The sequence below is a fragment of the Micromonospora sp. NPDC047465 genome (genome assembly GCF_040643125.1).
In the GTDB taxonomy this organism is placed as follows: domain Bacteria; phylum Actinomycetota; class Actinomycetes; order Mycobacteriales; family Micromonosporaceae; genus Micromonospora.
In genome coordinates this window covers 91954-117172 of record NZ_JBEYTP010000005.1, presented here as the reverse complement: position 1 = coordinate 117172, position 25219 = coordinate 91954, and the positions used below count along the sequence as shown (strand labels likewise).

At 74.5% G+C, this 25219-nt stretch carries 20 protein-coding genes; 14 read left to right on the top strand and 6 right to left on the bottom strand.

What is annotated here, in order from left to right:
• The first annotated feature begins 20 nt into the window (after window positions 1–20).
• The 4 genes from ABZ793_RS07590 (at window position 21) to ABZ793_RS07575 (ending at window position 5106) form a co-directional block, all read left to right on the top strand.
• Entirely contained in the window at window positions 21–995 is a 975-nt protein-coding gene (locus ABZ793_RS07590; RefSeq protein ID WP_357453749.1) for a phosphate acyltransferase PlsX, read from the top strand.
• Window positions 992–1819 carry a ribonuclease III gene (gene rnc / locus ABZ793_RS07585; protein ID WP_357453433.1) on the top strand — a complete coding sequence of 276 codons (828 nt, stop codon included), beginning with the start codon at window positions 992–994 and terminating at the stop codon, window positions 1817–1819. The genes ABZ793_RS07590 and rnc overlap by 4 nt, the downstream gene beginning before the upstream one ends.
• A complete protein-coding gene (gene mutM, locus ABZ793_RS07580; protein ID WP_357453430.1) occupies window positions 1812–2669 on the top strand; it encodes a bifunctional DNA-formamidopyrimidine glycosylase/DNA-(apurinic or apyrimidinic site) lyase in 858 nt (285 codons plus the stop codon). Before rnc ends, mutM begins: the two co-directional genes overlap by 8 nt.
• A gap of 220 nt (window positions 2670–2889) precedes the next feature.
• Window positions 2890–5106 carry an MMPL family transporter gene (locus tag ABZ793_RS07575; protein WP_357453427.1) on the top strand — a complete coding sequence of 739 codons (2217 nt, stop codon included), beginning with the start codon at window positions 2890–2892 and terminating at the stop codon, window positions 5104–5106.
• 165 nt (window positions 5107–5271) lie between these two features.
• Here the strand turns inward: ABZ793_RS07575 and ABZ793_RS07570 are convergent, their stop codons facing one another.
• Together ABZ793_RS07570 and ABZ793_RS07565 are read right to left on the bottom strand one after the other, a co-directional pair.
• Window positions 5272–6114: an endo alpha-1,4 polygalactosaminidase gene (locus ABZ793_RS07570; RefSeq protein ID WP_357453424.1), complete on the bottom strand. Its 843-nt coding sequence runs from the start codon at window positions 6112–6114 to the stop codon at window positions 5272–5274.
• A 108-nt stretch (window positions 6115–6222) separates the two neighbouring features.
• Window positions 6223–7533, bottom strand: coding sequence for a CAP domain-containing protein (locus ABZ793_RS07565; protein ID WP_357453421.1), 1311 nt, complete (start codon window positions 7531–7533; stop codon window positions 6223–6225).
• A 372-nt stretch (window positions 7534–7905) separates the two neighbouring features.
• On the opposite strand from ABZ793_RS07565, the gene ABZ793_RS07560 reads away from it, so the two are divergent.
• The 3 genes from ABZ793_RS07560 (at window position 7906) to ABZ793_RS07550 (ending at window position 12653) form a co-directional block, all read left to right on the top strand.
• Window positions 7906–8100, top strand: a complete 195-nt coding sequence (locus ABZ793_RS07560; protein WP_091096806.1) for a hypothetical protein — start codon at window positions 7906–7908, stop codon at window positions 8098–8100.
• A gap of 315 nt (window positions 8101–8415) precedes the next feature.
• Window positions 8416–12030 (top strand): chromosome segregation protein SMC, encoded by a 3615-nt coding sequence (gene smc, locus ABZ793_RS07555; protein WP_357453418.1) that lies wholly within the window; start codon window positions 8416–8418, stop codon window positions 12028–12030.
• Window positions 12030–12653, top strand: coding sequence for an HAD-IA family hydrolase (locus ABZ793_RS07550; RefSeq protein WP_357453415.1), 624 nt, complete (start codon window positions 12030–12032; stop codon window positions 12651–12653). The genes smc and ABZ793_RS07550 overlap by 1 nt, the downstream gene beginning before the upstream one ends.
• A gap of 108 nt (window positions 12654–12761) precedes the next feature.
• Here ABZ793_RS07550 and ABZ793_RS07545 read toward each other — a convergent pair whose 3' ends face one another.
• The 4 genes from ABZ793_RS07545 to ABZ793_RS07530 form a co-directional block, all read right to left on the bottom strand.
• Window positions 12762–13283 carry a DinB family protein gene (locus tag ABZ793_RS07545; protein WP_357453412.1) on the bottom strand — a complete coding sequence of 174 codons (522 nt, stop codon included), beginning with the start codon at window positions 13281–13283 and terminating at the stop codon, window positions 12762–12764.
• Between the two features lie 112 nt (window positions 13284–13395).
• Window positions 13396–13890, bottom strand: a complete 495-nt coding sequence (locus ABZ793_RS07540) for a universal stress protein (protein WP_357453409.1) — start codon at window positions 13888–13890, stop codon at window positions 13396–13398.
• Between the two features lie 66 nt (window positions 13891–13956).
• Window positions 13957–14397: a MarR family transcriptional regulator gene (locus ABZ793_RS07535; RefSeq protein ID WP_357453406.1), complete on the bottom strand. Its 441-nt coding sequence runs from the start codon at window positions 14395–14397 to the stop codon at window positions 13957–13959.
• Between the two features lie 24 nt (window positions 14398–14421).
• Entirely contained in the window at window positions 14422–16134 is a 1713-nt protein-coding gene (locus ABZ793_RS07530; protein ID WP_357453403.1) for an alkaline phosphatase D family protein, read from the bottom strand.
• A 151-nt stretch (window positions 16135–16285) separates the two neighbouring features.
• On the opposite strand from ABZ793_RS07530, the gene ftsY reads away from it, so the two are divergent.
• The 7 genes from ftsY to ABZ793_RS07495 all read left to right on the top strand — a co-directional run bounded on the left by ftsY (window position 16286) and on the right by ABZ793_RS07495 (window position 25216).
• Complete coding sequence (gene ftsY / locus ABZ793_RS07525; RefSeq protein ID WP_357453399.1) at window positions 16286–17473, top strand: signal recognition particle-docking protein FtsY; 1188 nt, start codon at window positions 16286–16288, stop codon at window positions 17471–17473.
• Between the two features lie 7 nt (window positions 17474–17480).
• Window positions 17481–18344, top strand: a complete 864-nt coding sequence (locus ABZ793_RS07520; RefSeq protein WP_357453396.1) for an aminoglycoside phosphotransferase family protein — start codon at window positions 17481–17483, stop codon at window positions 18342–18344.
• Between the two features lie 195 nt (window positions 18345–18539).
• Window positions 18540–19961 carry an ammonium transporter gene (locus ABZ793_RS07515; protein WP_357453394.1) on the top strand — a complete coding sequence of 474 codons (1422 nt, stop codon included), beginning with the start codon at window positions 18540–18542 and terminating at the stop codon, window positions 19959–19961.
• Window positions 19962–19986: 25 nt separating this feature from the next.
• Window positions 19987–20325: a P-II family nitrogen regulator gene (locus ABZ793_RS07510; RefSeq protein ID WP_357453746.1), complete on the top strand. Its 339-nt coding sequence runs from the start codon at window positions 19987–19989 to the stop codon at window positions 20323–20325.
• A 16-nt stretch (window positions 20326–20341) separates the two neighbouring features.
• Entirely contained in the window at window positions 20342–22708 is a 2367-nt protein-coding gene (locus ABZ793_RS07505; protein WP_357453391.1) for a [protein-PII] uridylyltransferase, read from the top strand.
• Window positions 22709–23013: 305 nt separating this feature from the next.
• On the top strand, window positions 23014–24570 hold the full coding sequence (ffh, locus tag ABZ793_RS07500) for a signal recognition particle protein (RefSeq protein WP_357453389.1): 1557 nt from the start codon (window positions 23014–23016) through the stop codon (window positions 24568–24570).
• 67 nt (window positions 24571–24637) lie between these two features.
• A complete protein-coding gene (locus ABZ793_RS07495; protein WP_350704854.1) occupies window positions 24638–25216 on the top strand; it encodes a Uma2 family endonuclease in 579 nt (192 codons plus the stop codon).
• Window positions 25217–25219 lie beyond the last annotated feature (3 nt).

Below are 25219 nucleotides of genomic sequence, written 5' to 3'. Positions count from 1 at the left end.
CGGAGCCGGGCACCGCGCGGATCGCCGTTGACCTCCTCGGCGGGGACGACGCTCCCGACGTCGTGGTTGACGGCGCTCTGCGGGCCGTGCGCGCCGATCCCGACCTGCACCTGCTGCTCGTCGGCCCGGCCGAGGCCGCCGGCGAGGTGGTCCACGCCCTCGACCCGGCGCAGCGCGCGCGGGTCGCCGTCCGGCCGGTCCGCACCGCCGTGAGCATGGCCGACCACCCCGTGGCCGCCCGCTCCGACAGCACCGTCCGCGCCGCCGTGCACGCCGTGCGCGACGGTGCCGCGGACGCCCTCGTCTCCGCTGGCTCGACCGGCGCCACCGTCACCGCCGTCGCCCTCGGCCTCGGCCGCTGGCCGGACGTACGCCGTCCCGCGCTGGTCGCCACCCTGCCGGCCGTCGCCGGCCCGGTGGTCCTGCTCGACGTCGGCGGCTCGCTCGAGCCGAGCCCGGCCACCCTCGCCCGGCACGCCGTCCTCGGCGCGGCCTACGCCGCGGTGGCGCACGCCGTCGCGACCCCGCGCGTCGGGCTGCTCTCGGTCGGCGCCGAGGCCGGCAAGGGCGACCGTGCCCGCCGGCTCGCCGATCCCGTCCTCGCCGCCGCGTCGCTGCCCTGCGGTGGTCGCTACGTCGGCCTCGTCGAGGGGTACGACGTCTCCCTCGGCGCGCGCGCGGATGTGGTGGTGACCGACGGCTTCACCGGTAACGTGCTGCTCAAGGCGATCGAGGGCGCGTACGCGATGGCCGGCGGGCCCCCGCCCGGCGGTGGCGCCCCCCGGGCGGCCGCCCTGCTCGGGGTGGCCGGCACGGTGGTCGTCTGCCACGGCGCGGCCCGTCCCGAGGACGTCGCCTCCGGCATCGCCCTGGCCGCCCATCTCTGGCGGCGGCGCGCCGCCGACCAGGTCCGCGCGCTGCTCGACGGCGCCGAGGCGGGTGACCGCGAGGAATGCACCGACCGCACCACCGACACCGAGGTACCCACATCATGAGCAACGACAAGCGGCGGCGGGCGTCCGTCGGTCACCTGGAAGCCGCGTTCGGCGTCAGCCTGGATCCGGAACTGCTGGAGCGCGCGCTGACCCACCGCTCGTACGCGTACGAGAACGGCGGCCTGCCCACCAACGAGCGGCTGGAGTTCCTCGGCGACTCGGTGCTCGGCGTGGTGATCACCACCGCGCTGTTCCACAACCACCCCGACCTGCCCGAGGGGCAGCTGGCCAAACTCCGGGCCAGCGTGGTCAACATGCGCGCCCTCGCCGACGTGGCGCGCGGCCTGGGCCCGGACGGCCTCGGCGCCTACCTGCTGCTCGGCAAGGGGGAGGAGACCACCGGCGGCCGGGACAAGGCGAGCATCCTCGCCGACACCCTGGAGGCGCTGCTCGGCGCGATCTACCTCCAGTACGGGCTGGACACCGCGGCGATCGTCATCCACCGGCTGTTCGACCCGCTGATGGCCGAGTCGGCCGGGCGGGGCGCCGCCCTGGACTGGAAGACCAGCCTCCAGGAGTTGACCGCGGCGCTGGGGCTCGGTGTGCCCGAGTACCGCATCGAGGGCACCGGGCCGGACCACCTCAAGACCTTCACCGCCTGGGTGGTGGTCGCCGGCAACCGCTACGGCGGGGCCGACGGGCGGAGCAAGAAGGAGGCCGAGCAGCGGGCCGCCGAGGCGGCCTGGCGCACGCTCACCGAGCAGGCCGAGCAGGCCGAGCAGGCCGAGCGGGCCGAGCAGGCCGAGCAGGCCGAGCGGGAGCGGGCCGAGGCGGCCGGCGGGGCGGCGGGCGCCGAGGTCGAGGCGGGCCTGGGCCGTGCCTGAGCTGCCGGAGGTCGAGACGGTCCGGCAGGGGCTGGCCCGGTGGGTCACCGGCCGGCGGATCGCCACCGTCGAGGTGCACCACCCCCGCGCGGTGCGCCGGCACGCGCCCGGCGGCGGGCACTTCGCCGACGTGCTGGCCGGCCGGACGGTGCGCGACGTGCGCCGGCGGGGCAAGTACCTGTGGCTGCCGCTGGACAGCGGGGACGCCGTCGTCGGGCACCTGGGCATGTCGGGCCAGCTGCTGGTGCAGCCGGCCGACGCGCCCGACGAGACGCACCTGCGCGTCCGGTTCCGCTTCGCCGACGACGGGCCGGAGCTGCGCTTCGTCGACCAGCGCACGTTCGGCGGGCTGTCGGTCTCCGCGGGCGGCGCGGAGCTGCCGGCGGAGATCGCGCACATCGCCCGCGATCCGATGGACCCGGAGTTCTCCGACACGGGGTTCGCCGCCGCGCTGCGCCGGCGGCGTACGGAGGTCAAGCGCGCCCTGCTGGACCAGACGCTGATCTCCGGGGTGGGCAACATCTACGCCGACGAGGCGCTGTGGCGGGCGAGGCTGCACGGCGCCCGCCCCACCGACGTGCTGACCGGCCCGGCCGCGCTGCGGCTGCTGGGCCATGTCCGGGACGTCCTGGCCGAGGCGATCAAGTCCGGCGGCACCAGCTTCGACGCCCTCTACGTCAACGTCAACGGGGAGAGCGGCTACTTCGACCGGTCGCTGAACGTCTACGGCCGGGAGGGTCTGCCGTGCCACCGCTGCGGCGCGCCCGTGCGTCGGGAGGCGTTCATGAACCGTTCGTCGTACAGTTGCCCGCGCTGTCAGCCCCGCCCCCGGGGGGCCCTTCGGGGATGACCCCGAGGCGTTTTCCGGGTCGCCGTCGGCGCGTCGACCCCGGCCGGTCGGGGATCGCCCTCCCGACGCGCCGGTTTCGGCCCGGCTCGCCCGGCCGGACCGCCGTTCAGGCCGCGTACAGGTTCCGGGGAAGGGCCGGGGCCGTTCCCTGATGTCCCGGGCCCCGTTCCGTCCATAGCGTCGACCCGTTGACAGGGGTGACGTGACAGGGGGACCCGGAATGGGGGCAAGACCGGTGACGGTGCGGCTGGCGCGGTGGAGCGCGGAGCATCCGTGGCGGGCCATCGCGCTGTGGGTCGTGTTCGTGGCGGTGTGCTTCGTCGGCGGGAACGCCGTGGGACTCAAGGAGGCGACCGGCGCCGACCAGGCCGTCGGCGAGTCGGGCCGGGCGGGGCTGATCGTGGACGCCGGCGACTTCGCCGACCCGGCGGTGGAGAACGTCCTGATCACGGCGCGCGGCGGCACCCTGGACCCCGTCGCCGCGAAGGCCGCCGCCGCCGACGCGGCGACCGAACTGCGCTCGGTGACCGGAGTCGCCTCGGTGGGGGAGCCGGTGATGGCGCGGGACGGCTCCGCGCTGCTGGTGCCGATCACGATGTCGGGTGACGCGGAGACCGCGTCCGACCGGGTGCAGCCGCTGCGGGACGCCACCGCCCGGGTGCAGGAGGGGCATCCGCAGCTGCGCGTCGAGCAGGTCGGCGGCCCGTCGATCAGCAAGGCGCTGAACGACACGCTCGGCGAGGACTTCAAGCGGGCCGAACTGCTGAGCCTGCCGGTGACCCTGGCCATCCTGATCATCGCGTTCGGGGCACTGATCGCCGCCGGCGTGCCGGTGCTGCTGGCGCTCTCCTCGGTCGCCGCGGCGATGGGGCTCTCCACCCTCGCCTCGCACCTGGTGCCGGCGACCGACACGACGGCCAGCGTCATCCTGCTGATCGGCATGGCGGTCGGGGTCGACTACTCGCTGTTCTACGTGCGGCGCGAGCGGGAGGAGCGGGCCAAGGGGCGCTCCGGCCTCGACGCGGTGGAGATCGCTGCGGAGACCTCCGGTCACGCCGTCGTGGTCTCCGGCTTCGCCGTGATGATCTCGATGGGCGGGCTGCTGCTCGCCAACGACGCCATCTTCTCCTCCCTCGCGGTGGGCTCGATGCTGGTGGTCGCGGTCGCGGTGATCGGCTCGCTGACCGTGCTGCCGGCCCTGCTGGCCAAGCTCGGCCGCTGGGTCGACCGGCCCCGGGTGCCGCTGCTGTGGCGGCTCACCGCCCCGCGTACCGGGCGGCACGGCGAGGCGAAGCCGAGGTTCTGGCCGGCCGTGCTGAAGCCCGCGCTGCGGGCGCCGGTGGCCACCCTGGTGATCTCGGTCGGGCTGCTGCTCGCCCTGGCCACGCCCGCGCTGGGGATGAAGATGAAGTTCCCCGGCATGGAGGACCTGCCGCGTAGCACGCCGGCCATGCAGGCGTACGACCGGCTCACCGCGGCGTTCCCGAGCAACGGCACCAGCCACACGGTCGCGGTGCGGGCGCCGGCGGCCGAGGCGGACCGGGTCGCGGCGGCGCTGACCGCGCTGGCCGGCGCGGCGTCGGCCGACCCGCTCTTCGCGCCGACCGAGGCGGACGGCCCGAAGATCGAGGTGTCGGCGGACCGGCGGGTGTCGGTGCTGGGGGTCGCCACCCCGCACGCCAGCCGCACCGACGAGGCGGCCCGTTCCCTGGAGCGGCTGCGCGCCGACCTCGTCCCGGCCGCGCTCGGCGGGGTGCCCGGCGTGGAGTACGCGGTCGGCGGGGACATCGCCGACAGCGAGGACTACTCGCAGCACATCCGCGACAAGCTGCCGGTCGTCATCGGCTTCGTGCTGGTGCTGACCTTCGTGGTGATGGTGCTGACGTTCCGCTCGGTGGTGATCGCCCTCAGCTCGATCCTGCTCAACCTGCTCTCCGCCGGCGCCGCGTACGGGCTGCTGGTGCTGGTCTTCCAGGGCGACTGGGCCGAGGGCCTGCTCGGCTTCACCTCGATGGGCGCGATCGTCACCTGGCTGCCGCTGTTCCTCTTCGTGGTGCTGTTCGGGCTCTCGATGGACTACCACGTCTTCGTGGTCAGCCGGATCCGCGAGGGCGTCCGGGCCGGCATGTCGAACCGGGACGCGGTGGCGTACGGCATCACCTCGTCGGCCGGCGTGGTGACCAGCGCGGCGATCGTGATGGTCGGGGTCTTCTCGATCTTCGCCACGCTGAGCACGATCGACATGAAGCAGCTCGGCATCGGCCTGGCGGCGGCGATCCTGCTGGACGCCACGATCATCCGCGCGGTGGTGCTGCCGGCGCTGATGACCATGCTCGGCGACGCGAACTGGTGGGCCCCGAAGTTCCTGCGGGAACGCCCCGCGAAGGCCCCCACGGACCCGCCGGCCCCGACCCCGGAGCTGGTCGGCGCCCGCTGACCCACGCCGCACCAGGGGTCGGACCGCACCCGCGGTCCGGCCCCTGCCGTCCGTCCGTCGGTACGCGCGGTGGGTCCTGCCGTCGGGCCGGCTTCCACGCGGGGCGGCCTGCCGGGCACGTGGTGTGCGGGGCGGCGGCATGGCCCGCGTGCGTGACGGTCGGCGTCAGAACACCGGGCAGGCGGCCCGCCAGGCGCCCAACTCCCGGTCCTTGCGGATCGAGGAGAAGCCGTAGCCCACCGTGGTGACGCAGAAGTCCGTGGTCGAGCCGGTGTACTCGGCGTGGAACACCGGCTTGCCCGCCTCGACGAACGGCAGCAGCTTGGCGCACAGGCCCAGCCGCACGCACTCCTCGTTGACGGCGAAGTCGAAGTCCGGCGCCAGGGCGGCCACCTGCGGCACGTCGTTGACCAGGCCGGGGGAGAGGTCCAGGGACCGGGCCAGCTCGGCCAGCCGGCGGTTGAACAGCAACTGGTCGTCGAAGTCGAGCGGGAAGCCGGCGCGGTGGGCGTACCCGTCGGCGTCGGCGAGCGCGACCGCGCCGAAGCCCTTGCCCCGGCAGAGCCGGAGCCGGTCCGCCAGCACCGGCCGCAGCGCGTCCCACTGCCGTACGTCGAGCCAGCGGCTCTGCGGGCGACGGGCCGCGGCGCCCCACACGGCGGCCGGGAAGCGGCTCGCGTCCGGATCCGTGGGCAGGACCGACCCGACGTGCACCTGGCAGACCAGCCGGCGGTCGCGGGACCGCAGCTCGGCGGTCTGCGCGGCGGTGGTGGCGACCGGGTCGAGCAGGAAGACGTCGGCGTCGACGGTCGGGTCGAGCACGCCGCTGAGCTGCCACTGCCACCGCCACCGGCCGGCCGACTCCGCCGGCCAGGTGGTCGGGGCGCCGGGCGGGGTGAGCGCGACCCGGCAACCGCCGACCGCGGCCAGCAGCGCGAGGACGACGCAGGCGGACAGGACGCGGCGCGGGCCCCGCCCGACGGCGCGCGTACGCGGCCGGATCCGCATCGGCAAGCTCCCGGGTACCGGGGCGGCGGGAGTGCCGCCCGGAGCGGGTACGCCGGTGCGGCGTACCTCACCCGGTCAAACGAGCGCGGACCCGGCCACGACTCGCGTTCAGCGCGGCGCGGCGAAGACCTGCGTCCAGTACGGCCCGTTGCTGCTCGCCACGCCGACGCCGATCTCGGTGAAGGCACAGTTCAGGATGTTGGCCCGGTGACCGGAGCTGTTCATCCAGGCGTCCATCACCGCGGCCGGCGTCTTCTGGTTCCAGGCGACGTTCTCGCCGTACGTGCGCCAGGCGTAGCCGACCCGGTCCAGCCGGTCGCCGGCGTCGCTGCCGTCGCTGCCGGTGTGCGACATGTCCCGGTGGTCCGCCTGGTCCTGGCTGTGCCGCTGGGCGGCGGTCATCAGCTTGTCGTCGATGCTCAGCGCCCCGCAGCCGGCCTTGGCGCGCTCGGCGTTGACCAGGTTCACCACCTCGCGGGCCTGGGCGCTGACCCCGCTGCTCACGGGGGCCTTCGTGCCGCCGCCGGACGGCGCGCTGCTCCGCTCGGTGCGCCGCGAGGGCGCGGTGGAGCGCGAGGGCGCCGGCGTGGGCCTGGTGGCCTTCGTGGGCGACGGGGCGGGCTTGGTGGTGGTCGGCGCGGTGCTGGGGGTGGGGGCGGTCAGCGCGTCACCGGGCGTGACCGGCAGCGCCGGGGCGGCGGCGATCGTGTCGTCGACGGCGGTCGGGTCGGTCTCCGGGCCGTCGCCGCCCAGCGCGACCGCGCCGACGCCGAGGCTCACCACCAGCGTGGCGGCTGCGGCGGCGCCACCGATCAGCACGGGGCGGGGGAAGCGGCGGTGGCGGCGGTGCCGGCCCTCGGCGGGTGTCGTCCCGGCGTCGGTGTCCTGGTGCGTCCCGAGGTCGATCGGGGCGGTCGGGGCGTCGACCGGCCAGCCGCCGGCCGCCCGCCCGTCGGCCGGGGATGCGTCCGTCCCGTACGGCCCGCCGTCCCGCAGGTCGGGGTCGGCGTGCCAGCGGACGCCCGGCTCGGCGTGCCAGGTGGCAACCGGCTCGGCCTGCCAGGTGGCGGCCGGCGCGGCGGACCCGGCCGGCCAGGTCCCGGTGGGCTCGTCCCGCCAGCGCTCGGTGGGCTCGTCCCGCCAGCGCCCGGTGGGCTCGGCGTCGGCGGCGGGTCCAGCCTGCCAGCGCTCGGTGGGCTCGTCCTGCCGGTGTGCGGCCGGCTCGGCGGGCTCGGCCTGCCAGCGGGCGGTCGGCTGGTCGCGGTGCCACTCGTCGGCGGGTCGGTCCGGGTCGTCCCCGAACAGGTAGGCCGACCTCGGCTCCGGACGGTCGGTCAGCCAGGCCGGCTCCTCGCTGCGCGGCTGCTCGGGGTGCCGGGCGGCGCCGTCCGGGTCGTTCGGGTCGGTCCAGCGGTACACGCCTCTGCCTCCAGGGGGTCGGGTGCGGGCGGAGTGACGCTACGTGGGGGGCCTGAACAGCGGCAACGTGGCTAAGGAAGAGTTAAGGGGAAGTCGGACGGCCGGGTAGGGACTTCCCGGGATCCGGGGCGTAGAGTCAGGGTGTCCGGACAGAGAGTGTCCGCGCCTTGTGGCAGCCCCCCGACAAGTGGACAGGTCGACGTGGAAATGATCTACGGCCTGCGAGAACTTGACGAAGGAGGGGGTATCGGCTCAATATATAGGTGTCGCCAGTCGCGCCCGGTCATGCCCAGAATCGCCTGGAATGACAGCCGCGTGCACATTGGGCGCGCGTTGGCCGGCCTTTCCGGCAGCGCATATCAAGGAGTCATCATGGCGAAGGCCCTGTACGGCCACGTAGGTGCGGCGCCCGATCGGCGTCTGCTCGACGAGGTCACCCGACTGCGTGCCACGGTTCGGGCACTGGAGTTCGAGATCACGCGGTTGCGTGCCGAGAACGATCGGCTCGCGGCGGCTGCGGCGGAGGCGGACGATCTGCTCCGTCTGGCCGAGCCCGCGCTGACCTGAGCTCCGGGATCGAAAAACTGAATCGCACCACGCAAAAAAGCGCGCCGACACTTCTGTGCCGGCGCGCAGTTCTGTCCGCGCCCCTTTTCGCCGGCACACCAATTCGCGATCTTGTGCGGATCTGTCGGGGACCGGCGGAAATGGTCCTCCCGACGTCGCCCGGCGTACCCCGGTGGGTCCGCCGCGCGGCGCGGCCGGGCGCCCCGGCAGGCGGGTCGCGTGCCGGGCGGCCGTCGGTCCCGGGTTAGTCTGCGGGTTCACCCAGGTCCGCGCAGCCGGCGACGGTACGGCGGCCACCGGACGAGGATCGAGAAGGTGTATCTCAAGAGCCTGACGGTGAAGGGCTTCAAGTCCTTCGCCTCCGCGACGACACTGAAGCTGGAGCCCGGGATCACCTGTGTGGTCGGCCCGAACGGCTCCGGCAAGTCCAACGTCGTCGACGCCATCGCCTGGGTGCTCGGCGAGCAGGGCGCCAAGGCGCTGCGCGGCGGCAAGATGGAGGACGTCATCTTCGCCGGCACCGCCGGCCGGGCCCCGCTGGGCCGGGCCGAGGTGACCCTGACGATCGACAACACCGACGGCGCGCTGCCGATCGAGTACACCGAGGTGTCGATCACCCGCCGGATGTTCCGCTCCGGCGAGAGCGAGTACGAGATCAACGGCGACTCCTGCCGGCTGCTCGACATCCAGGAGCTGCTGTCGGATTCCGGCATCGGCCGGGAGATGCACATCATCGTCGGGCAGGGCCGGCTCGACGGCATGCTGCACGCCAAGCCGGAGGACCGGCGGGCGTTCATCGAGGAGGCGGCCGGCGTCCTCAAGCACCGCAAGCGCAAGGAGAAGGCGCTGCGGAAGCTCGACGCGATGCAGACCAACCTCAACCGGCTCACCGACCTCACCGCCGAGCTGCGCCGCCAGCTCAAGCCGCTGGGCCGGCAGGCCGAGGTGGCCCGGCGCGCCGCCGCCATCCAGGCCAACCTGCGCGACGCCCGGCTGCGGCTGCTCGCCGACGACCTGGCCACCCTGCGCGCCACCCTCGACCGGGAGATCGCCGACGAGACGGCGGTGCGCGAGCGGCGCGAGCAGGTCGAGGCCGAGCACACCGAGGTGCAGTCCCGCCTCGCCGAGCTGGAGGCCGCCCTCGCCGAGGACGCGCCGCTGCTGGCCGCCGCGCAGGACACCTGGTACAAGCTCTCCGCCCTCTCCGAGCGGTTCCGCTCCATCGAGCAGCTCGCCCGGGAGCGGCTGCGGCACCTCAGCGCCACCCCGGACGACGAGCGCCCCGGCCGCGACCCGGACCAGTTGGAGGCCGAGGCCGAGCGGGTCCGCGAGCAGGAGGAGGAGCTGCGCGCGGCGCTCACCGACGACCAGATCCGGCTCGCCGAGGCGGTGGAGCACCGCCAGGAGTTGGAACGGCAGCTCGCCGCCGCCGAACGCGAGCTGGTCGCCGCCGCGAAGGCGATCGCCGACCGGCGGGAGGGGCTGGCCCGGCTGACCGGTCAGGTCAACTCCGCCAGGGCCCGGACCACCAGCGCGGGCGAGGAGATCGAACGGCTCGCCGCCGCGCACGCCGACGCGCTCGCCCGCGCGGAGCAGGCGCAGGCCGAGCTCGACGCGGTGGCCGAACAGTCCACCGAGGCGGACCGGGACAACGCCGACCTCGACGCCCGGCACGCCGAGGCCGCCGCCGCCCTCGAGCGGACGCAGGCCACCGTGCGGTCGCTGACCGACGCCGAGCGGTCGGCGGAGAAGGACGCCGCCACCTGGAAGGCCCGGGAGGAGGCGCTCGCCCTGGGCCTGCGCCGCAAGGACGGGGCGGGGGCGCTGCTGGCCCGCGCCGACGAGGTCCCGGGCCTGCTGGGCAGCCTGGCCGGGCTGCTCACCGTCGCCCCCGGGCAGGAGGCCGCGCTCGCCGCCGCGCTCGGCGGGCTCGCCGACGCGGTCGCGGTCAGCGGCGTCGACGAGGCCGTCGAGGCGATGCGGCTGCTGAAGATCTCCGACGCCGGTCGGGCCGGCCTGCTGGTCGGCAGCCCCGCCGGCCCGGGCATGGACGCCCACCCCGACGCGCTGCGGCCGAAGCTGCCCGACGGCGCCCGCTGGGCGCCCGACCTGGTGGAGTGCTCCCCGCAGCTTCGACCGGCGGTGCACCGGGCGCTGCGCGACGTGGTGCTGGTCGACGACCTCGCCGCCGCGGCCGAGGTGGTCGCCGGCAATCCCGAGTTGCGCGCGGTCACCCCCGACGGCGACGTGGTGGGCGCGTACGCGGCGGCCGGCGGGTCGGCCAAGGCGCCCAGCTTCATCGAGGTGCAGGCGGCGGTCGAGGAGGCCCGGTCGAACCGGCTCGCGGCCGAGCGGACCGGCGCGGAGCTGCGCGAACAGCTCGTCGACGCCCGCGCCGAGGTGGCCGCCGCGAAGGAGACCGTGCAGCACGCCGCCGCCGCCAAGCGGGAGGCGGAGAGCCACCGCAACGCCGCCGCCCGGCGGCTGGCGGAGCTGGGCGCGGCCGCCCGCTCCGCGAAGGCCGAGACCGACCGGCTCGGCGAGTCCCGGGCCCGCGCCGAAGCGGCCCGGGAACGGGACCTGCTCACCCTGGCCGAGCTGGAGGAACGGCTGCGGCTGGCCGAGGAGACCCCGGTCGACGCGGAACCCTCCACCGAGGAACGCGACCAGCTCGCCGCGATGGTGCCGCAGGCGCGACAGAACGAGATGGAGGTCCGGCTGGCGGTGCGTACGGCCGAGGAGCGGGTCTCCTCGATCGCCGGTCGCGCCGACTCGCTGCGCCGGCAGGCCACCGCCGAGCGGGCCGCGCGGGAACGCGCGGCGGCGCGGCGGGCGGCGCGCACCCGCGGCGCGGGGATCGCCCGGGCCGTGGCGGGCGGCGCCCGCGAGGCCCTCACCCGGCTGACCACCTCCATCGCCGCGGCGGAAGAGCACCGCGACGCTGTGGCGCGCGAGCGCGCCTCCCGCGAGGCCGAGCTGCAGGAGGTACGCGGCGCGGCCAAGCGGCTCGCCGCCGAGCTGGAGCGGCTGACCAGCCAGGTGCACCGGGACGAGGTGGCCCGCGCCGAGCAGCGGCTGCGCATCGAGCAGCTGGAGGCGAAGGCCGCGGAGGACTTCGGGCTGGACGTGGAGACCCTGGTCGCCGAGTACGGCCCGCACCAGCCCGTCCCGCCCACCCAGGCCGACGTGGCGGCGGCCGAGCGGGACGGCCTGCCGGTGCCCGAGCCGGTGCGCTACGAGCGGCCGGTGCAGGAGAAGCGGGCCGCCAAGGCGGAACGGGAACTGACCCTGCTCGGCAAGGTCAACCCGCTCGCGCTGGAGGAGTTCGCCGCGCTGGAGGAGCGCTACAAGTTCCTCTCGGAGCAACTGGAGGACCTCAAGGCCACCCGCCGCGACCTGCTCACCGTGGTCAAGGACGTCGACGACCGGATCCTGGAGGTCTTCGCCAGCGCGTTCGAGGACACGGCCCGGGAGTTCCAGCAGGTCTTCACCGTGCTCTTCCCCGGCGGCGAGGGCCGGCTCGTGCTCACCGACCCGGAGGACCTGCTCACCACCGGCGTCGAGGTGGAGGCCCGCCCGCCGGGTAAGAAGATCAAGCGGTTGTCGCTGCTCTCCGGCGGCGAGCGGTCGCTGACCGCGGTGGCGATGCTGGTGGCGATCTTCCGCGCCCGGCCCAGCCCGTTCTACATCATGGACGAGGTGGAGGCGGCGCTCGACGACGTCAACCTGGGCCGGCTGATCACGCTGCTGGCCCAGTTGCGGGAGAAGAGCCAGCTCATCGTCATCACGCACCAGAAGCGGACGATGGAGGTCGCCGACGCCCTGTACGGCGTGACCATGCGCAACGGGGTGACCCAGGTGATCAGCCAACGGCTCAACCGGGCCGACGGGGACGACGAGCGGCGCGGCCGCGGCGAGGAGAACGAGTAGTGGGTCGGGAACGCGCCACGGCGCTCCTGGTGGACTTCGACGGCGTCCTGCGACGCTGGGACCCGGCGGTGGCCGCCGGCGTGGAGCGGGAGTACGGCCTGTCCGAGGGCGTACTCACCGAGATCGCCATGCAGTGGGGGCGGCTCCAGCCGGTGCTCACCGGCCAGGTCAGCCACGCCGACTGGATGACCAGCGTGGCCGACGCGCTGGCCGGGCCGGCCGGCGGGCCGGAGCGCGCCCGGGCCGCGGTCGAGCAGTGGCAGCGCTACCGGGGCGAGGTGGACACCGAGGTGCTCGACTTCATCCGCAGGGTACGCGCCGGTGGCCTCCCGGTCGGCCTCGCCACCAACGCCACCGACCTGCTCGACGACGACCTGGCCGCGCTCGGCCTGGTCGGCGAGTTCGACGCGGTGGTCAACTCGTACCGGCTCGGGGTGAACAAGCCGGCCAAGGAGTACTTCCAGGCCGCCTGCCGGGCGGTGGCCACCCCGCCGGACCGGGTGCTCTTCGTCGACGACGAGGACTGGTCGGTGCGCGGCGCCCGGGTCGCCGGGCTGTCGGCGCTCCGCTGGACCGGCCGCCCCGAGGACCTGCGCTACCTGCGGGCGGCGCTGGCGTACTGAGGCGCTGCCCGGGCTCGTCCGCTCGGCCGTCGTGCGGGGCCGCCGGGCCGGCGGCGCGGGGCTCCCCGGGTGCCGGTGGGCGGCGCTGTGGCGCGGCGCCCCGGGCGGTCAGTCGCCGGTGACGCCGTCGATGCGTTCGCGGATCAGGTCGGCGTGGCCGTTGTGCCGGGCGTACTCCTCGATCATGTGCACGTAGACCCAGCGCAGGTTGAACGTCCGGCGCTTCGGGCCGACCTCCGTGAAGGTGTCGTCGAGCGAGCGGCCCGCCGCGGCGGCCCGGGCCAGCTCCACCTCCCGGTGGAACGTGGCGAGGTCGGCCTCGGCGTCGGCGGCGCTGACGTCGTGATCGGCGTCCGGGTTGTCGGGGGTGAAGTAGGGGTAGTCGACGCGCTCGCCGGCGAAGTTCTCCCGGAACCACCAGGCCTCCACCTCGGCCAGGTGCCGGACCAGCCCGAGCAGGGTCAGCCCGGAGGGCTCGACGCTCGGCGTCCGCAACTGCTCGGCGGTCAGCCCGGCGCACTTGAGCAGCAGCGTCTGCCGGTGGTAGTCCAGCCAGCCTTCCAGGATGGTGCGCTCGTCGCCGACGTACGGCTCGGGGGTCCGGGTGATCTCCGGTGCTCTCCAGGTCATGCCGGCCATCCTCGCCGGCAGGCCCGACAACCCGCGACCGCATATGCGCCGCGACCCGTCCCGGCGTCAGGACGTGTCCGGGCTCCGCGGCTCGCCGCCGCGCCGCGACGTGTCAGGGCACCACGACGACCGGCCAGCGGCCGGCCCGGACGAGGCGGGTGGCGACCGAGCCGACCAGCCGGTGCCCGGCCTGCTCGGAGGAGCCGACGACCACCAGGTCCGCCCGGAACTCGTCGGCCGCCGCACGCAGTTCGGCGTACGCGTCCCCGCACCGGCGCAGGAAGGTGACCGGCAGGCCGAGTTCCTCGGCGCCGCGCCGGCACTCCCGGCGCAGCTCGGCCGTCAGCTCGTCGTGGCAGCGCTGCACCTCCCCGGCGTCCAGGCCCGGCACGAGCGTGGTCAGCCCGGGCGCGGGGCTGACGTGGACCACCACCAGGGCGGAGCCCTGCCGGCGGGCCAGCCCGGCCGCGTACCAGCCGGCGCGCTCCGAGGTGCGGGTGCCGTCCACGCCGACCAGCACGACCCTCGGCCCGTCCGTGCCGCGCTCGTAGGGCCCCGGCCGGGTGCGCGGGCCGTACTCCTCCCGTTCCGGCGCGTCCGTGCTCATGCCAGCTCCGTCCTCTCCGGTTGCCCTAGGCAACAACAGGGCCGGGCGCAGCCCTATTCCGGCGGCCTAGAAGTACTCCTCGTTGAAGCGGCGCAGCAGCCGGGCGAAGTCCCCGACGTCCGCCGCCGACCAGGTGCCCAGGGTCTGCCGGAAGCGTTCGAGCCGACCGCCCTGCGCGGCGTCGAACCGGCGCTGCCCCTCCTCGGTCAGGCTCAGCCGCGCCGCGCGCCGGTCGGTCGGGTCCGGGTCGCGCCGGACCAGGCCCAGGCCCTCCAGCCCGTGGATCTGCCGGCTCAGCGTCCCCTTGCCGACGCCGAGCCGGGCGGCCAGGTCGGTGAGCCGGACCGAGCCGCACCGGCGCAGCCACAGCAGCAGCCCGTACGCGTCGGGCTCCAGGCCGGGGTGCACCTCCCGGGCGAGTTCCGAGGAGACGGCCCGCCCCCGGCGCAGCAGGGCGGTCAGCTCGTGCTCCACCGCCCGCATCGCCTCCGGCAGGTGCTCGTCCACGTGGTCAGGGTACGGCGGACGGTCTCAGGCGCCTGGCGCCAGCCGCTGCCGCATCACCTCGCGCAGGTGACCGTCGCTGGTGGTGCCCTCGATGGTCACCTCGGCCGCCCGCCCGGTGTGCACCAGCGTGGCGACCGCGTTGCCGAAGTAGGGGCCGGCCAGCCGCTTCCAGCGGAACGGCGGGCGGCGTACCCCGGCGGAGCGGGCGAGCGCCCGGGCGGCTCCGGCCGGCCCGGACGACCAGCCCAGCCGCATCAGCGGGCGCATCCCGGCGGGCACCTGGTTGTGGATGGGCGAGCAGGTGAGCTGGTGCACCGGGGTGACCACGCTCCGGTCGTCGAACCGGGCCCGCGCCACGTACGAGTGGTGCACGTCACCGGAGAGCACGCTGATCGACGCCGGCGGCGCGTACGCCGGCCCGGCCCCGACCCGGTCGCCGGGCTCGCCGGGGGTGCCGCTGCCGATCCGGGCGAACAGCGCGCCGAGCGCGTCGAACGAGCGGCGGAACGCGGCCCAGTGCTCCAGGTCCAGCCCCCGGCGCAGCTGCTCCGACAGGCGCCCGACCCAGCGCCGCCGCGAGTCGGCGAGCTTCTCGTTCCACGCCTCCACGTGGTGGATGCCCGGCGGCAGCAGCCAGGGCAGCGAGGCGCCCACCACGAGGTGGTCGTAGACGCCGTGGGCCCGGTCGAGGAACCACGACCACTCGCCCGGGGGCAGCATCGCCCGCTGGCCGGGCTCCAGCACCCGGCTGCACCGGTTGTCCAGCATCACCAGCCGGGTCCGGCCCAGGTCCAGCGCGTAGCTCCACTGGTACTGCACGGCCCGCCACCGCTCGGTGTCGTGGGCGAGGTCGGCCTCGGTGTCGACCCGCTGGCCGAACTCGCGCAGCACGCCGGTGGCGTCCTCCGCCGCGCTGACCTTCGCGAAGACCGGGTCGGCGGCGATCTCGTCGGGGGAGAGGTTGCCCAGGTGCTGGTAGACCCAGTAGGAGGCGAGGCCACTGGCGATCCGCTCCGCCCACCAGGGCTGGTCGCGCATGTCCGCCCGCCAGGCGGCCGAGGTGTTCCAGTCGTCGATGATCTCGTGGTCGTCGAAGATCATCACGCTCGGCACGGTGGAGAGCAGCCAGCGGATCTCCGGGTCGCGCCAGGACTCCAGGTAGAGCTTGGTGTACTCGTCGAAGCTGACCACCTGGTCGCTGGGCGCGCCCCTGGGCCGCCGGCGGCGCCGCTTCAGCAGCCGCCGCACCGTGGGGGAGGTCACGTCCGCGTAGACCTGGTCACCGAGGAGCACCAGCAGGTCGGGCAGGCCGGCCGGGTCGGGGTCGGCCACCAGCCGCCGGGCGTACGCGTCGAGCGCGTCCGGGGGCAGCCGGCGGGTGGTGGCGTGCTGGGTGGTCTCCCGGCACGATCCGAAGATCAACCGGACCGGCTGATCGAGGTCGTCGGCCGCCCGGGTGCGGATGACGCTGGGCGGGAACCCGCTCGTCGGCACCGGCCAGGCGACCTCGTCGTCGATCAGCACCTCGTAGGTGGTGGCGCTGTCGGGCGTGAGCCCCTCCACCACGACGAGCGCGTAGTGGTGGTCGTACGCGGAGAAGGTGGGCGCGGTGCCGCGGGCGCCGTCGGCCGTGCGGACGGTGACCACGGCGGGCGCGCTGGTCTCGACCCAGACGGTGGCCCGCGTGTCGACCACCCGCCGCAGCAACGGGCCGATGAGCAGGTGTGCCGCGGGCATGGTCGACCTCCAGGTAAGCGGACTTCACTTTTACTACCCGGCCGGCGGTCGCACCACTGCTGGCTGTGACCGAGCCTACCGCCGACTCCCGGACGGGCCCGCCGGGAGCGGTGGCTGGGACAGCTTCGCCGGCATCTGACAGGATTCCGGCATGACCGAATACCTCCTCATCGCACTCGCCCTGCTCGGCGTGCTGATCCTTGGCGGCATCGGGCTGGTCGTGCCGCGGCTGCGCCGGCGCCCGGAGCCGCCGCTGCCCGAGACGGAGGTCGAGACCCGGGCCGAGGAGGGTCTCGCCGGCCCGCCGGTGGCGGCCCCGGAGGCCGAAATCTCCACCGGGATCCTGGTGGAACCGCCGGTCGTGGAGGCCCCGGCCCCGGTGCTGGAGGTGCCCGAGCCGACCGCCGGGCGGCTGGTCCGGCTGCGCTCCCGGCTGTCCCGCTCGCAGAACGTCTTCGGCAAGAGCCTGCTCGGCCTGCTCAGCCGCGACCACCTCGACGAGGACACCTGGGAGGAGATCGAGGACAGCCTGATCACCGCCGACGTCGGCATCGACGCCACCCGGGAGATCGTCGACCGGCTGCGCGAGCGCACCCGGGTGCTCGGCACCCGGTCCGGCACCGAGCTGCGCGCCCTGCTCGCCGCCGAGCTGGTCAACGCCCTCGACCCGACGCTGGACCGCTCGCTGCGCACCGCGCCCAAGGACGGCGTGCCGGCGGTGCTGATGGTGGTCGGCGTCAACGGCGCCGGCAAGACCACCACCTGCGGCAAGATCGCCCGGGTGCTGGTCGCCGACGGCCGGAGCGTGATCCTCGGTGCGGCCGACACCTTCCGCGCCGCCGCCGCCGACCAGCTGGAGACCTGGGCCGGTCGCGTCGGGGCCGAGACCGTGCGTGGTCCGGAGGGGGCCGACCCGGCCAGCGTCGCCTTCGACGCGGTCAAGCGCGGCATCGACACCGGCGTGGACACGGTGCTGATCGACACGGCCGGCCGGTTGCAGAACAAGGTCGGCCTGATGGACGAGCTGGGCAAGGTCAAGCGGGTGGTGGAGAAGCACGGCCCGATCGACGAGACGATCCTGATCCTGGACGCCACCACCGGGCAGAACGGGCTGGAGCAGGCCCGGGTCTTCACCGAGGTGGTCAACGTGACCGGCGTGGTGCTCACCAAGCTCGACGGCACCGCCAAGGGCGGCATCGTGATCGCCGTGCAGCGCAAGCTGGGCATCCCGGTGAAGCTGGTCGGGCTCGGCGAGGGCAAGGACGACCTCGCCCCGTTCGACCCCGCGCAGTTCGTCGACGCGCTGCTCGGTACCGAGCCGCTCGCCCGGGACGCGTAACCTCGCAGTGACGAGCAACGATCGCGCGTACGCCGGGTGGCGCGACCCCAGCCACCCGTCGCAGCGCCTCGGGAGACCGTACGTGACTTCGCAGGAGATCCCGCTGCACGGCGGGAACGTCAGCACCGTGGTGCGGGTCGGCGACACGGTCCGGCGCAACGCCGGGCCGTGGACGCCCTCGGTGCACGCCCTGCTGCGCCACCTGGAGTACGTCGGGTTCACCGGCGCCCCCCGCGCGCTCGGCATGGACGAGCGCAACCGGGAGGTCCTGTCGTACCTGGAGGGGGAGTGCGGGGAGTACCCGCTGGCCCCGCACTGGGTCACCGACGAGGCCCTGGTGACCGTCGCCACCATGCTGCGGATGTTCCACGACGCCCAGTACGGCTTCGTGCCGCCGCCGGGGGCGGTGTGGCGCTCGTTCGGCCCGCCGCCGCCGGACACCGAGGTGATCTGCCACCACGACGCCGCCCCGCACAACGTCATCTGGCGGCCCGACGGCACCCTCGGGCTGATCGACTTCGACCTCGCCTCGCCCGGCGCCCGGATCTACGACGTGGCGTACGCGGCCTGGACGTGGGTGCCGATCTTCTCCGACCGGGACTCGATCACGCTCGGCTGGAAGCACCCCGACCGGCCGCGCCGGCTGCGCCTCTTCGCCGACGCGTACGGGCTGATCCCGCGGGACCGGCACCGGCTGATCCGGACCATCCGCAAGCGGATCGTGGACCACGTCGAGGGCATCCGCCGGATGGCCGCCGCCGGTGAGCCGGCCTTCGTCCGGATCGTGCACAAGGGGCACCTGCGCCGGCCGATGCGGGACCTGCGGCTGCTCGACTACGAGCGCAACGCCCTCGAGTACGCGCTGCGCTGACCGGTCCGTGCCGCCGAGGGCCGTTCCTGCCGGCGGTGAGGTTGTCTTCACACGTCCGAAACAAGGCGTCACCGTCCGGAAATCGACGGGTGACGCTGGGGGAAACAGGGAGCGAGCAGGCTTCCGCGCATCCGGCGTACGGGCGACGCTGCCCCGGAAGCCGGGAAGGAGGGACTTCACCTTTAGGAGGCCGGCGTGCCTGACGCACCCACGATCGATTCCGGCAACACCGTCTGGTTGCTGGTGTCGACGGCGCTCGTGCTGCTCATGACGCCCGGACTGGCGCTGTTCTACGGCGGCCTGAACCGGGCCAAGGGTGTACTGAACATGATGATGATGAGCTTCTCCGCGATCGGGCTCATCTCCGTTTTGTGGTGGTTCTACGGTTTCAGCATCGCGTTCGGCAGCGATGTCAACGGCTTTTGGGGCGACCCGGGCGCCTACCTCGGCACCAGGACCTTCCTCGCCGAGACCGACCTCTGGGGCGCGACGGCGGAGAACCCGAGCGGCATCGGCGTCCCGCTCTACGTGTTCATGGCCTTCCAGATGGTCTTCGCCGTGATCACCGTCGCGCTGATCAGCGGCGCGATCTCCGACCGGGCGAAGTTCGCCGGCTGGCTGCTGTTCGCGTTCGGCTGGGCGACGCTGGTCTACTTCCCGGTCGCGCACTGGGTGTGGGGCGGCGGCATCATCGGCGGCGACATCCACGCGCTCGACTTCGCCGGCGGCACCGCCGTGCACATCAACGCCGGCGCGGCGGCCCTGGCCCTGGCCCTGGTGCTCGGCAGGCGGCTCGGCTGGCCCCGGGAGGGCATGAAGCCGCACAACATCCCGCTCGTCGCGCTCGGCGCCGGGCTGCTCTGGTTCGGCTGGTTCGGCTTCAACGCCGGTTCCGAACTCACCGTCGACTCGGTCGCCGGCCTGGCCTTCATCAACACGCAGCTCGCCACCGCCGCCGCGGTGCTCGGCTGGATCGCCGTCGAGTGGATCAAGGACAGGAAGCCGACCCTGGTCGGCGCCTCGTCCGGCGCGGTCGCCGGCCTGGTCGCCATCACCCCGGCCTGCGGCTTCGTCGCGCCTTGGGCGGCGGTGCTGCTCGGCGTCGTCGCCGGGGCGGTCTGCGCGCTGGCGATCAGCCTCAAGTACAAGCTCGGCTACGACGACTCGCTCGACGTGGTCGGCGTGCACTTCGTCGGCGGCTGGATCGGGTCGCTCTGGCTCGGCCTGTTCGCCACCAACTCGGTCAACGGCGCGATCACCGACGTGGTCGGCGCCTCGGACGGCCTGTTCTACGGTGGTGGGGTGACCCAGCTCGGCCGGCAGGCCCTGGCCGGCCTGATCGTCACCGTCTGGTCCTTCGCGGTGGCCTGGGTGCTCGCCGTCGCGATCGAGAAGACCATCGGCTTCCGGCTCCGCGCCGAGGACGAGGTCGGCGGCATCGACATCGCCGAGCATGCCGAGAGCGGCTACGACCTGTCGCCGACCACGGGCGGCGGCAGCAGCGCCTTCGCCATGGCCGGGCTGACCGGCGCCAAGCAGACGGCGGCACCGGCCGCGCCCGCCGCGTCCCCCGCCGGGCCGGTCGACGAGCCGGTCGACGAGAAGATCGCCGGTTAACGTTCCTGTGATGGAGGGGTTGGACATGAAGCTGGTGACCGCGGTCATCAAGCCGTACCAACTGGACGCGGTGAAGGAGGCCCTGCACGCCCTCGGCGTGGCCGGCCTGACCGTCAGCGAGGTCCAGGGCTACGGCCGGCAGAAGGGGCACACCGAGGTCTACCGGGGTGCCGAGTACACGGTCGAGTTCCTGCCCAAGATCCGGGTGGAGGTGCTCACCGACGAGATCGACCTGGAGAAGATCGTCGACGCCGTCGTCGCCGCCGCCCGGACCGGCAAGATCGGCGACGGGAAGGTCTGGGTGACCTCGGTCGACGAGGTCGTCCGGGTCCGCACCGGCGAGCGCGGCCTCGACGCGCTCTGACCGGGCCACGACCGACATGACCTCGTCGACCGGGAGGAACGCGTCGGGCCACGCCGGCAACGGCGGCCCGGCCCTCCCGGTCGACGGGTTCGTCGGCGCGGACACGGGCGTGGGGGAGGCGGCCCGGGCCGCACGCGCCGACGCCCACGACCGGTGGCTGCGCGCGCTGCTGCCGGACCGGCCCGGTGTGGCGCTCGTCGCCGTCGGCGGGCTGGGACGGCGGCAGTGCGCCCCGCACGGCGACCTCGACCTCGTGCTGCTGCACGCCGGGGTGCCCGGCGTGGACGAGCTCGCCTCGACGGTCTGGTATCCCGTCTGGGACGCCGGGCTGCGGCTCGACCACTCCGTCCGCACCGTCGCCGAGGCGCTGTCGGTCGCCCGGGACGACGTGAAGGTCGCCCTCGGGCTGCTCGACGCGCGGCTGGTCGCCGGGGACGCCGGCCTCGCCGACACGCTCGTCCGGTCCGCCGTCGACCACTGGCGGCGCACCGCCGTACGGCAGCTTCCCGGGCTGCGGGAGGTCACCGCCGCCCGCTGGGAGGCCCACGGCGAGCTGGCCTTCCTGCTGGAGGGTGACCTGAAGGAGGCCGCCGGCGGGCTGCGCGACGTGGGGATCCTGCGGGCGATCGCCACCGCCGGGATCACCGACGCGCTGCGCCCCGCCGTCCGCGCCGCGCACCGGCGGCTGCTGGACACCCGGGACGCGCTGCACGTGCGGGTCGGCCGCCGGGTCGACCGGCTGGTCGCCCAGGAACGCGACGGCGTCGCCGCGCTGCTCGGGCTGCGCCAGCCCGCACCCGGCGGGCCCGACGCCCGGCTGCGCCAACCCTCGCCCGGCGCGCCCCACGCCGGGCTGCGGGCCGGAGCGGGCGCCGTGGACGGCGACGCGCTGCTGCGCCGGGTGGCCGGGGACGCCCGGACCGTCAGCCACGCCCTCGACGACGCCTTCCGTGCCGCCGACCGGCTCCGCTCCGGCCGCCGCCGGGGGGCCGACGGGCGCCCGGTGCGCCGGCCGGTGGCCCGGGACGTCGTGGAGCACGACGGCGAGCTGGTGCTGGCCCGCACCGCGATCGGCGCGCGACCCGACCCGAGCCTGTCGCTGCGGGTCGCCGCCGCCGCGGCCACCACCCGGCTGCCGATCGCCCGGGCCACCTGCGAGTGGCTGGCCGTGTACTGTCCGCCGCTGCCGGCGCCGTGGCCGGCCGAGGCCCGGGCCGCGCTCGTCACCCTGCTCGGCGCCGGTCCCGGCCTGGTGCCGGCCTGGGAGACCTGCGACCGGTACGGGCTGATCGAGGGCTGGCTGCCCGAGTGGACCCGGCTGCGCAGCCTCCCCCAGCACAACCCGGTGCACCGGTTCACCCTCGACCGGCACCTCGTGCAGACCGCGTACGAGGCGAGCCGGCACACCCGCGAGGTGGACCGTCCCGACCTGCTGCTGCTCGGCGCGCTCCTGCACGACGTCGGCAAGGGCCTGCCGGGGGACCACAGCACGGTCGGGGCTCCGCTGGCCGAGGCGGTGGCCGCCCGGATCGGCCTGCCCGAGCCCGAGGTGGCGTTGATCGGCACGCTGGTCCGGCTGCACCTGCTCCTGCCCGACGTCGCCACCCGGCGGGACCTCGCCGACCCGGTCACCATCTCCGGGGTGGCCGAGCGGGTCGGCGACACCACCACCCTGGACCTGCTGCACGTCCTGGTCCGCGCCGACGCCGCGGCCACCGGGCCGGCCGCCTGGTCGGACTGGAAGGGCCGGCTGGTCGCCGAGCTGGTCGCCCGGGTCCGCACGGCGCTGGACACCGGCGCGCTGCCCGCCCCGCCCGCCCCGGACCCGGCGCTGCTGGCGGGGCCCCTGCCGGTCGTACACCTGACGGGGGACCGGGTGGCGGTGGCCGCGGCGGACCGGCGCGGCCTGCTCGCGACGGTGGCCGGGTGCCTGGCCCTGCACCGGCTGGAGGTGATCTCCGCCGACGCCGCCACGGTCGACGGCCGGGCCCTGGTCGAGTGCCGGGTGCAGCCCCGTCACGGCCTGGCCCCCGCCCCGATCGCCCTCGGCGCCGACCTGCGCCGCGCGGTGAGCGGCGACGTCTCGGTCACCCAGCGGCTGCGCGGCCGGGCCCTGGCGGCGCGGGCCGAGGGAGCCGCGCCGCGGGTGGTCTGGCACCGGGAAGCGGCCACCGACGCCGTGTTGCTGGAGCTGCGCGCCGCCGACGCGGCGGGCCTGCTCTACCGGGTCGCCCGCGCCCTCGACGAGGCCGGCGCCCAGGTGCGCGCGGCACGCATCTCCACCCTCGGCGGGGACGTGGTGGACGCGTTCTACCTCGTCGGCGGCTGGCCGGACGACGCCACGCGCGCCCGCCTGGAGGCCGCCGTCCTCGGCGCCGTCTGAGCACGGACGCCCGGGCCGCACCACGTCGAGCCGCGTGTGCGGGGAGCCGCCCGCCCGCCGCGGCCGGCGACCGTGCGTACCCACCTGGGTCGGGCGATGGTGCAGCTGGGCGCCCGGGGCAGGGCCCAGCTGGTCGTCTCCGCGGACCGGTCGGGCTGGTCGCGGGGTGACGGCGCCGGGCGGGCCGGGGTGGTCGGGCCGCCCGGAAGCAATGGCGAGGTGGGACGGTTACCCTTGCGGGTGGCCGGCCTTGTGCGTGCCGGCCGACCTGTGCCCGCCGAAACACTGACAAACGGGATGTTCGCGTGTTTGACACCTTGAGTGACCGCCTGTCCGGGATCTTCACCAAGCTCCGCGGCAAGGGTCGGCTCACCGACGCCGACATCGACGCCACCGCGCGCGAGATCCGCCTCGCGCTGCTGGAGGCGGACGTCGCGCTGCCGGTGGTCAAGGGCTTCATCGCGAACGTCAAGGAGCGGGCGCGCGGCGCCGAGGTCTCCCAGGCGCTCAACCCCGCCCAGCAGATCATCAAGATCGTCAACGACGAGCTGGTCAACGTGCTCGGTGGCGAGGGGCGGCGGCTCCAGTTCGCCAAGCAGCCGCCGACCGTGATCATGCTGGCCGGTCTCCAGGGTTCCGGCAAGACCACCCTCGCCGGCAAGCTGGCCCGCTGGCTGAAGGCCCAGGGGCACCAGCCGCTGCTGGTCGCCGCCGACCTCCAGCGCCCCAACGCCGTCGGGCAGCTCCAGGTGCTCGGTGGCCGCGCCGGCGTCGAGGTGTACGCCCCCGAGCCCGGCAACGGCGTCGGCGACCCGGTGCAGGTCGCCCGCGCCTCGGTCGAGCACGCGAAGCGGGCGGCCCGGGACATCGTCATCGTCGACACCGCCGGCCGGCTGGGCATCGACGCCGAGATGATGCAGCAGGCCGCCGACATCCGCGACGCGGTCGACCCCGAAGAGGTCATCTTCGTCATCGACGCCATGGTCGGTCAGGACGCCGTGCGCACCGCCGAGGCGTTCCGCGACGGCGTCGGCATCACCGGTGTGGTCCTCTCCAAGCTCGACGGCGACGCCCGCGGCGGCGCCGCGCTGTCGGTCCGGGAGGTCACCGGGCAGCCGATCCTGTTCGCCTCCACCGGCGAGAAGCTGGAGGACTTCGACGTCTTCCACCCCGACCGGATGGCCAGCCGGATCCTGGGCATGGGCGACGTCCTCACTCTGATCGAGCAGGCCGAGCAGGCCTTCGACGCCGATCAGAAGGAGAAGATGACCGCCAAGCTGATGGGCGGCGAGCAGTTCACCCTGGAGGACTTCCTCGACCAGCTCATCGCGGTCCGCCGGATGGGCCCGATCGCCAACGTGCTGGCCATGATGCCGGGCATGGGGCAGATGAAGGACCAGCTCGCGGAGCTGGACGACAAGCACTTCGACCGGGTCACCGCGATCATCCGGTCGATGACGCCGGGCGAGCGCACCAACCCGAAGATCATCAACGGCTCCCGCCGGGCCCGCATCGCCAACGGCTCCGGCGTCACCGTGATGGACGTCAACCAGCTGCTCAACCGCTTCGCCGACGCGCAGAAGATGATGAAGCAGATGGGCGGCATGATGGGCCTGCCCGGCGGTCGGCGCAAGGCGACCAAGTCGCCGAAGAACAAGCGCAAGGGCACCAAGGGCGGCGGTCGGCCGCGCGCCGGGGCGGGCGCCGGGCTGCCGGGTGGCTTCCCGGGCGGCATGCCGCAGCTCCCGCCGGGGATGGACCCGAACGACCTGGCCGCCGGCCAGGGCCTGCCCCCGGGCTTCAAGCTGCCGAAGATCGACTTCAACAAGCTCGGCAAGGGCGGCGACGGCCGGCCCCGCTGAGGCGTGTCGTTGGCGGCGGGTGACGTCATCCTTGCCTAGGGTGATGTCGCCCCTGGAAGGAGGAGTCATGACCGTGGCACCCATCCTGCCCGAGCGGTCGGAATGGACGGTTGACGACCTCGGTGACCTGCCGAAGGACCTTCCGTACGAGTTGGTCAACGGAAGGTTGATCGTGCCGTCCCCCACCGCCGTGCACCAGGACCTCTGCGTGCGACTGCTGCTCGCTCTCGAGGTCAACTGCCCCGCCGACTACCTGGTCAGCATCGACCTGTCGATGCGGATCGACCGCCGCAACGAACCCCGCCCCGACGTGGTCGCGATCCGCCGCGAACACGCCGACCGGTCGCCCGTCCCCGTCGAGGACGCCCTGCTGGCCGTCGAGGTCCTCTCGCCGACCTCCACGTTCCGCGACCTCTACGACAAGGCGAAGGTCTACGCGCACGCCGGGGTGCGGACGTACTGGGTGGTCGACCCGCTGCACGAGCGGATGACCCTGACGGAATACACGCTCGGCCCCACCGGCGAGTACGAGGTGGTGACCCACACCGAGGACCTCTTCGTCACCGAGCGGCCCTGGAAGGTTTCCGTCGACCTGCCCGCGCTGACGACGCGACGGGCGGGGCTGCTCGCGCGCGACGGCGGCTGACCG

What these genes read in the sequence shown, in the direction of transcription:
- rnc (WP_357453433.1), top strand. Translation starts at nt 992, where the DNA reads ATGAGCAACGACAAGCGGCGGCGGGCGTCCGTCGGTCACCTGGAAGCC.
- ABZ793_RS07575 (WP_357453427.1), top strand. Translation starts at nt 2,890, where the DNA reads ATGGGGGCAAGACCGGTGACGGTGCGGCTGGCGCGGTGGAGCGCGGAG.
- ABZ793_RS07570 (WP_357453424.1), bottom strand. Translation starts at nt 6,114, where the DNA reads ATGCGGATCCGGCCGCGTACGCGCGCCGTCGGGCGGGGCCCGCGCCGC.
- ABZ793_RS07560 (WP_091096806.1), top strand. Translation starts at nt 7,906, where the DNA reads ATGGCGAAGGCCCTGTACGGCCACGTAGGTGCGGCGCCCGATCGGCGT.
- ABZ793_RS07545 (WP_357453412.1), bottom strand. Translation starts at nt 13,283, where the DNA reads ATGACCTGGAGAGCACCGGAGATCACCCGGACCCCCGAGCCGTACGTC.
- ABZ793_RS07540 (WP_357453409.1), bottom strand. Translation starts at nt 13,890, where the DNA reads ATGAGCACGGACGCGCCGGAACGGGAGGAGTACGGCCCGCGCACCCGG.
- ABZ793_RS07530 (WP_357453403.1), bottom strand. Translation starts at nt 16,134, where the DNA reads ATGCCCGCGGCACACCTGCTCATCGGCCCGTTGCTGCGGCGGGTGGTC.
- ftsY (WP_357453399.1), top strand. Translation starts at nt 16,286, where the DNA reads ATGACCGAATACCTCCTCATCGCACTCGCCCTGCTCGGCGTGCTGATC.
- ABZ793_RS07510 (WP_357453746.1), top strand. Translation starts at nt 19,987, where the DNA reads ATGAAGCTGGTGACCGCGGTCATCAAGCCGTACCAACTGGACGCGGTG.
- ABZ793_RS07505 (WP_357453391.1), top strand. Translation starts at nt 20,342, where the DNA reads ATGACCTCGTCGACCGGGAGGAACGCGTCGGGCCACGCCGGCAACGGC.
- ABZ793_RS07495 (WP_350704854.1), top strand. Translation starts at nt 24,638, where the DNA reads ATGACCGTGGCACCCATCCTGCCCGAGCGGTCGGAATGGACGGTTGAC.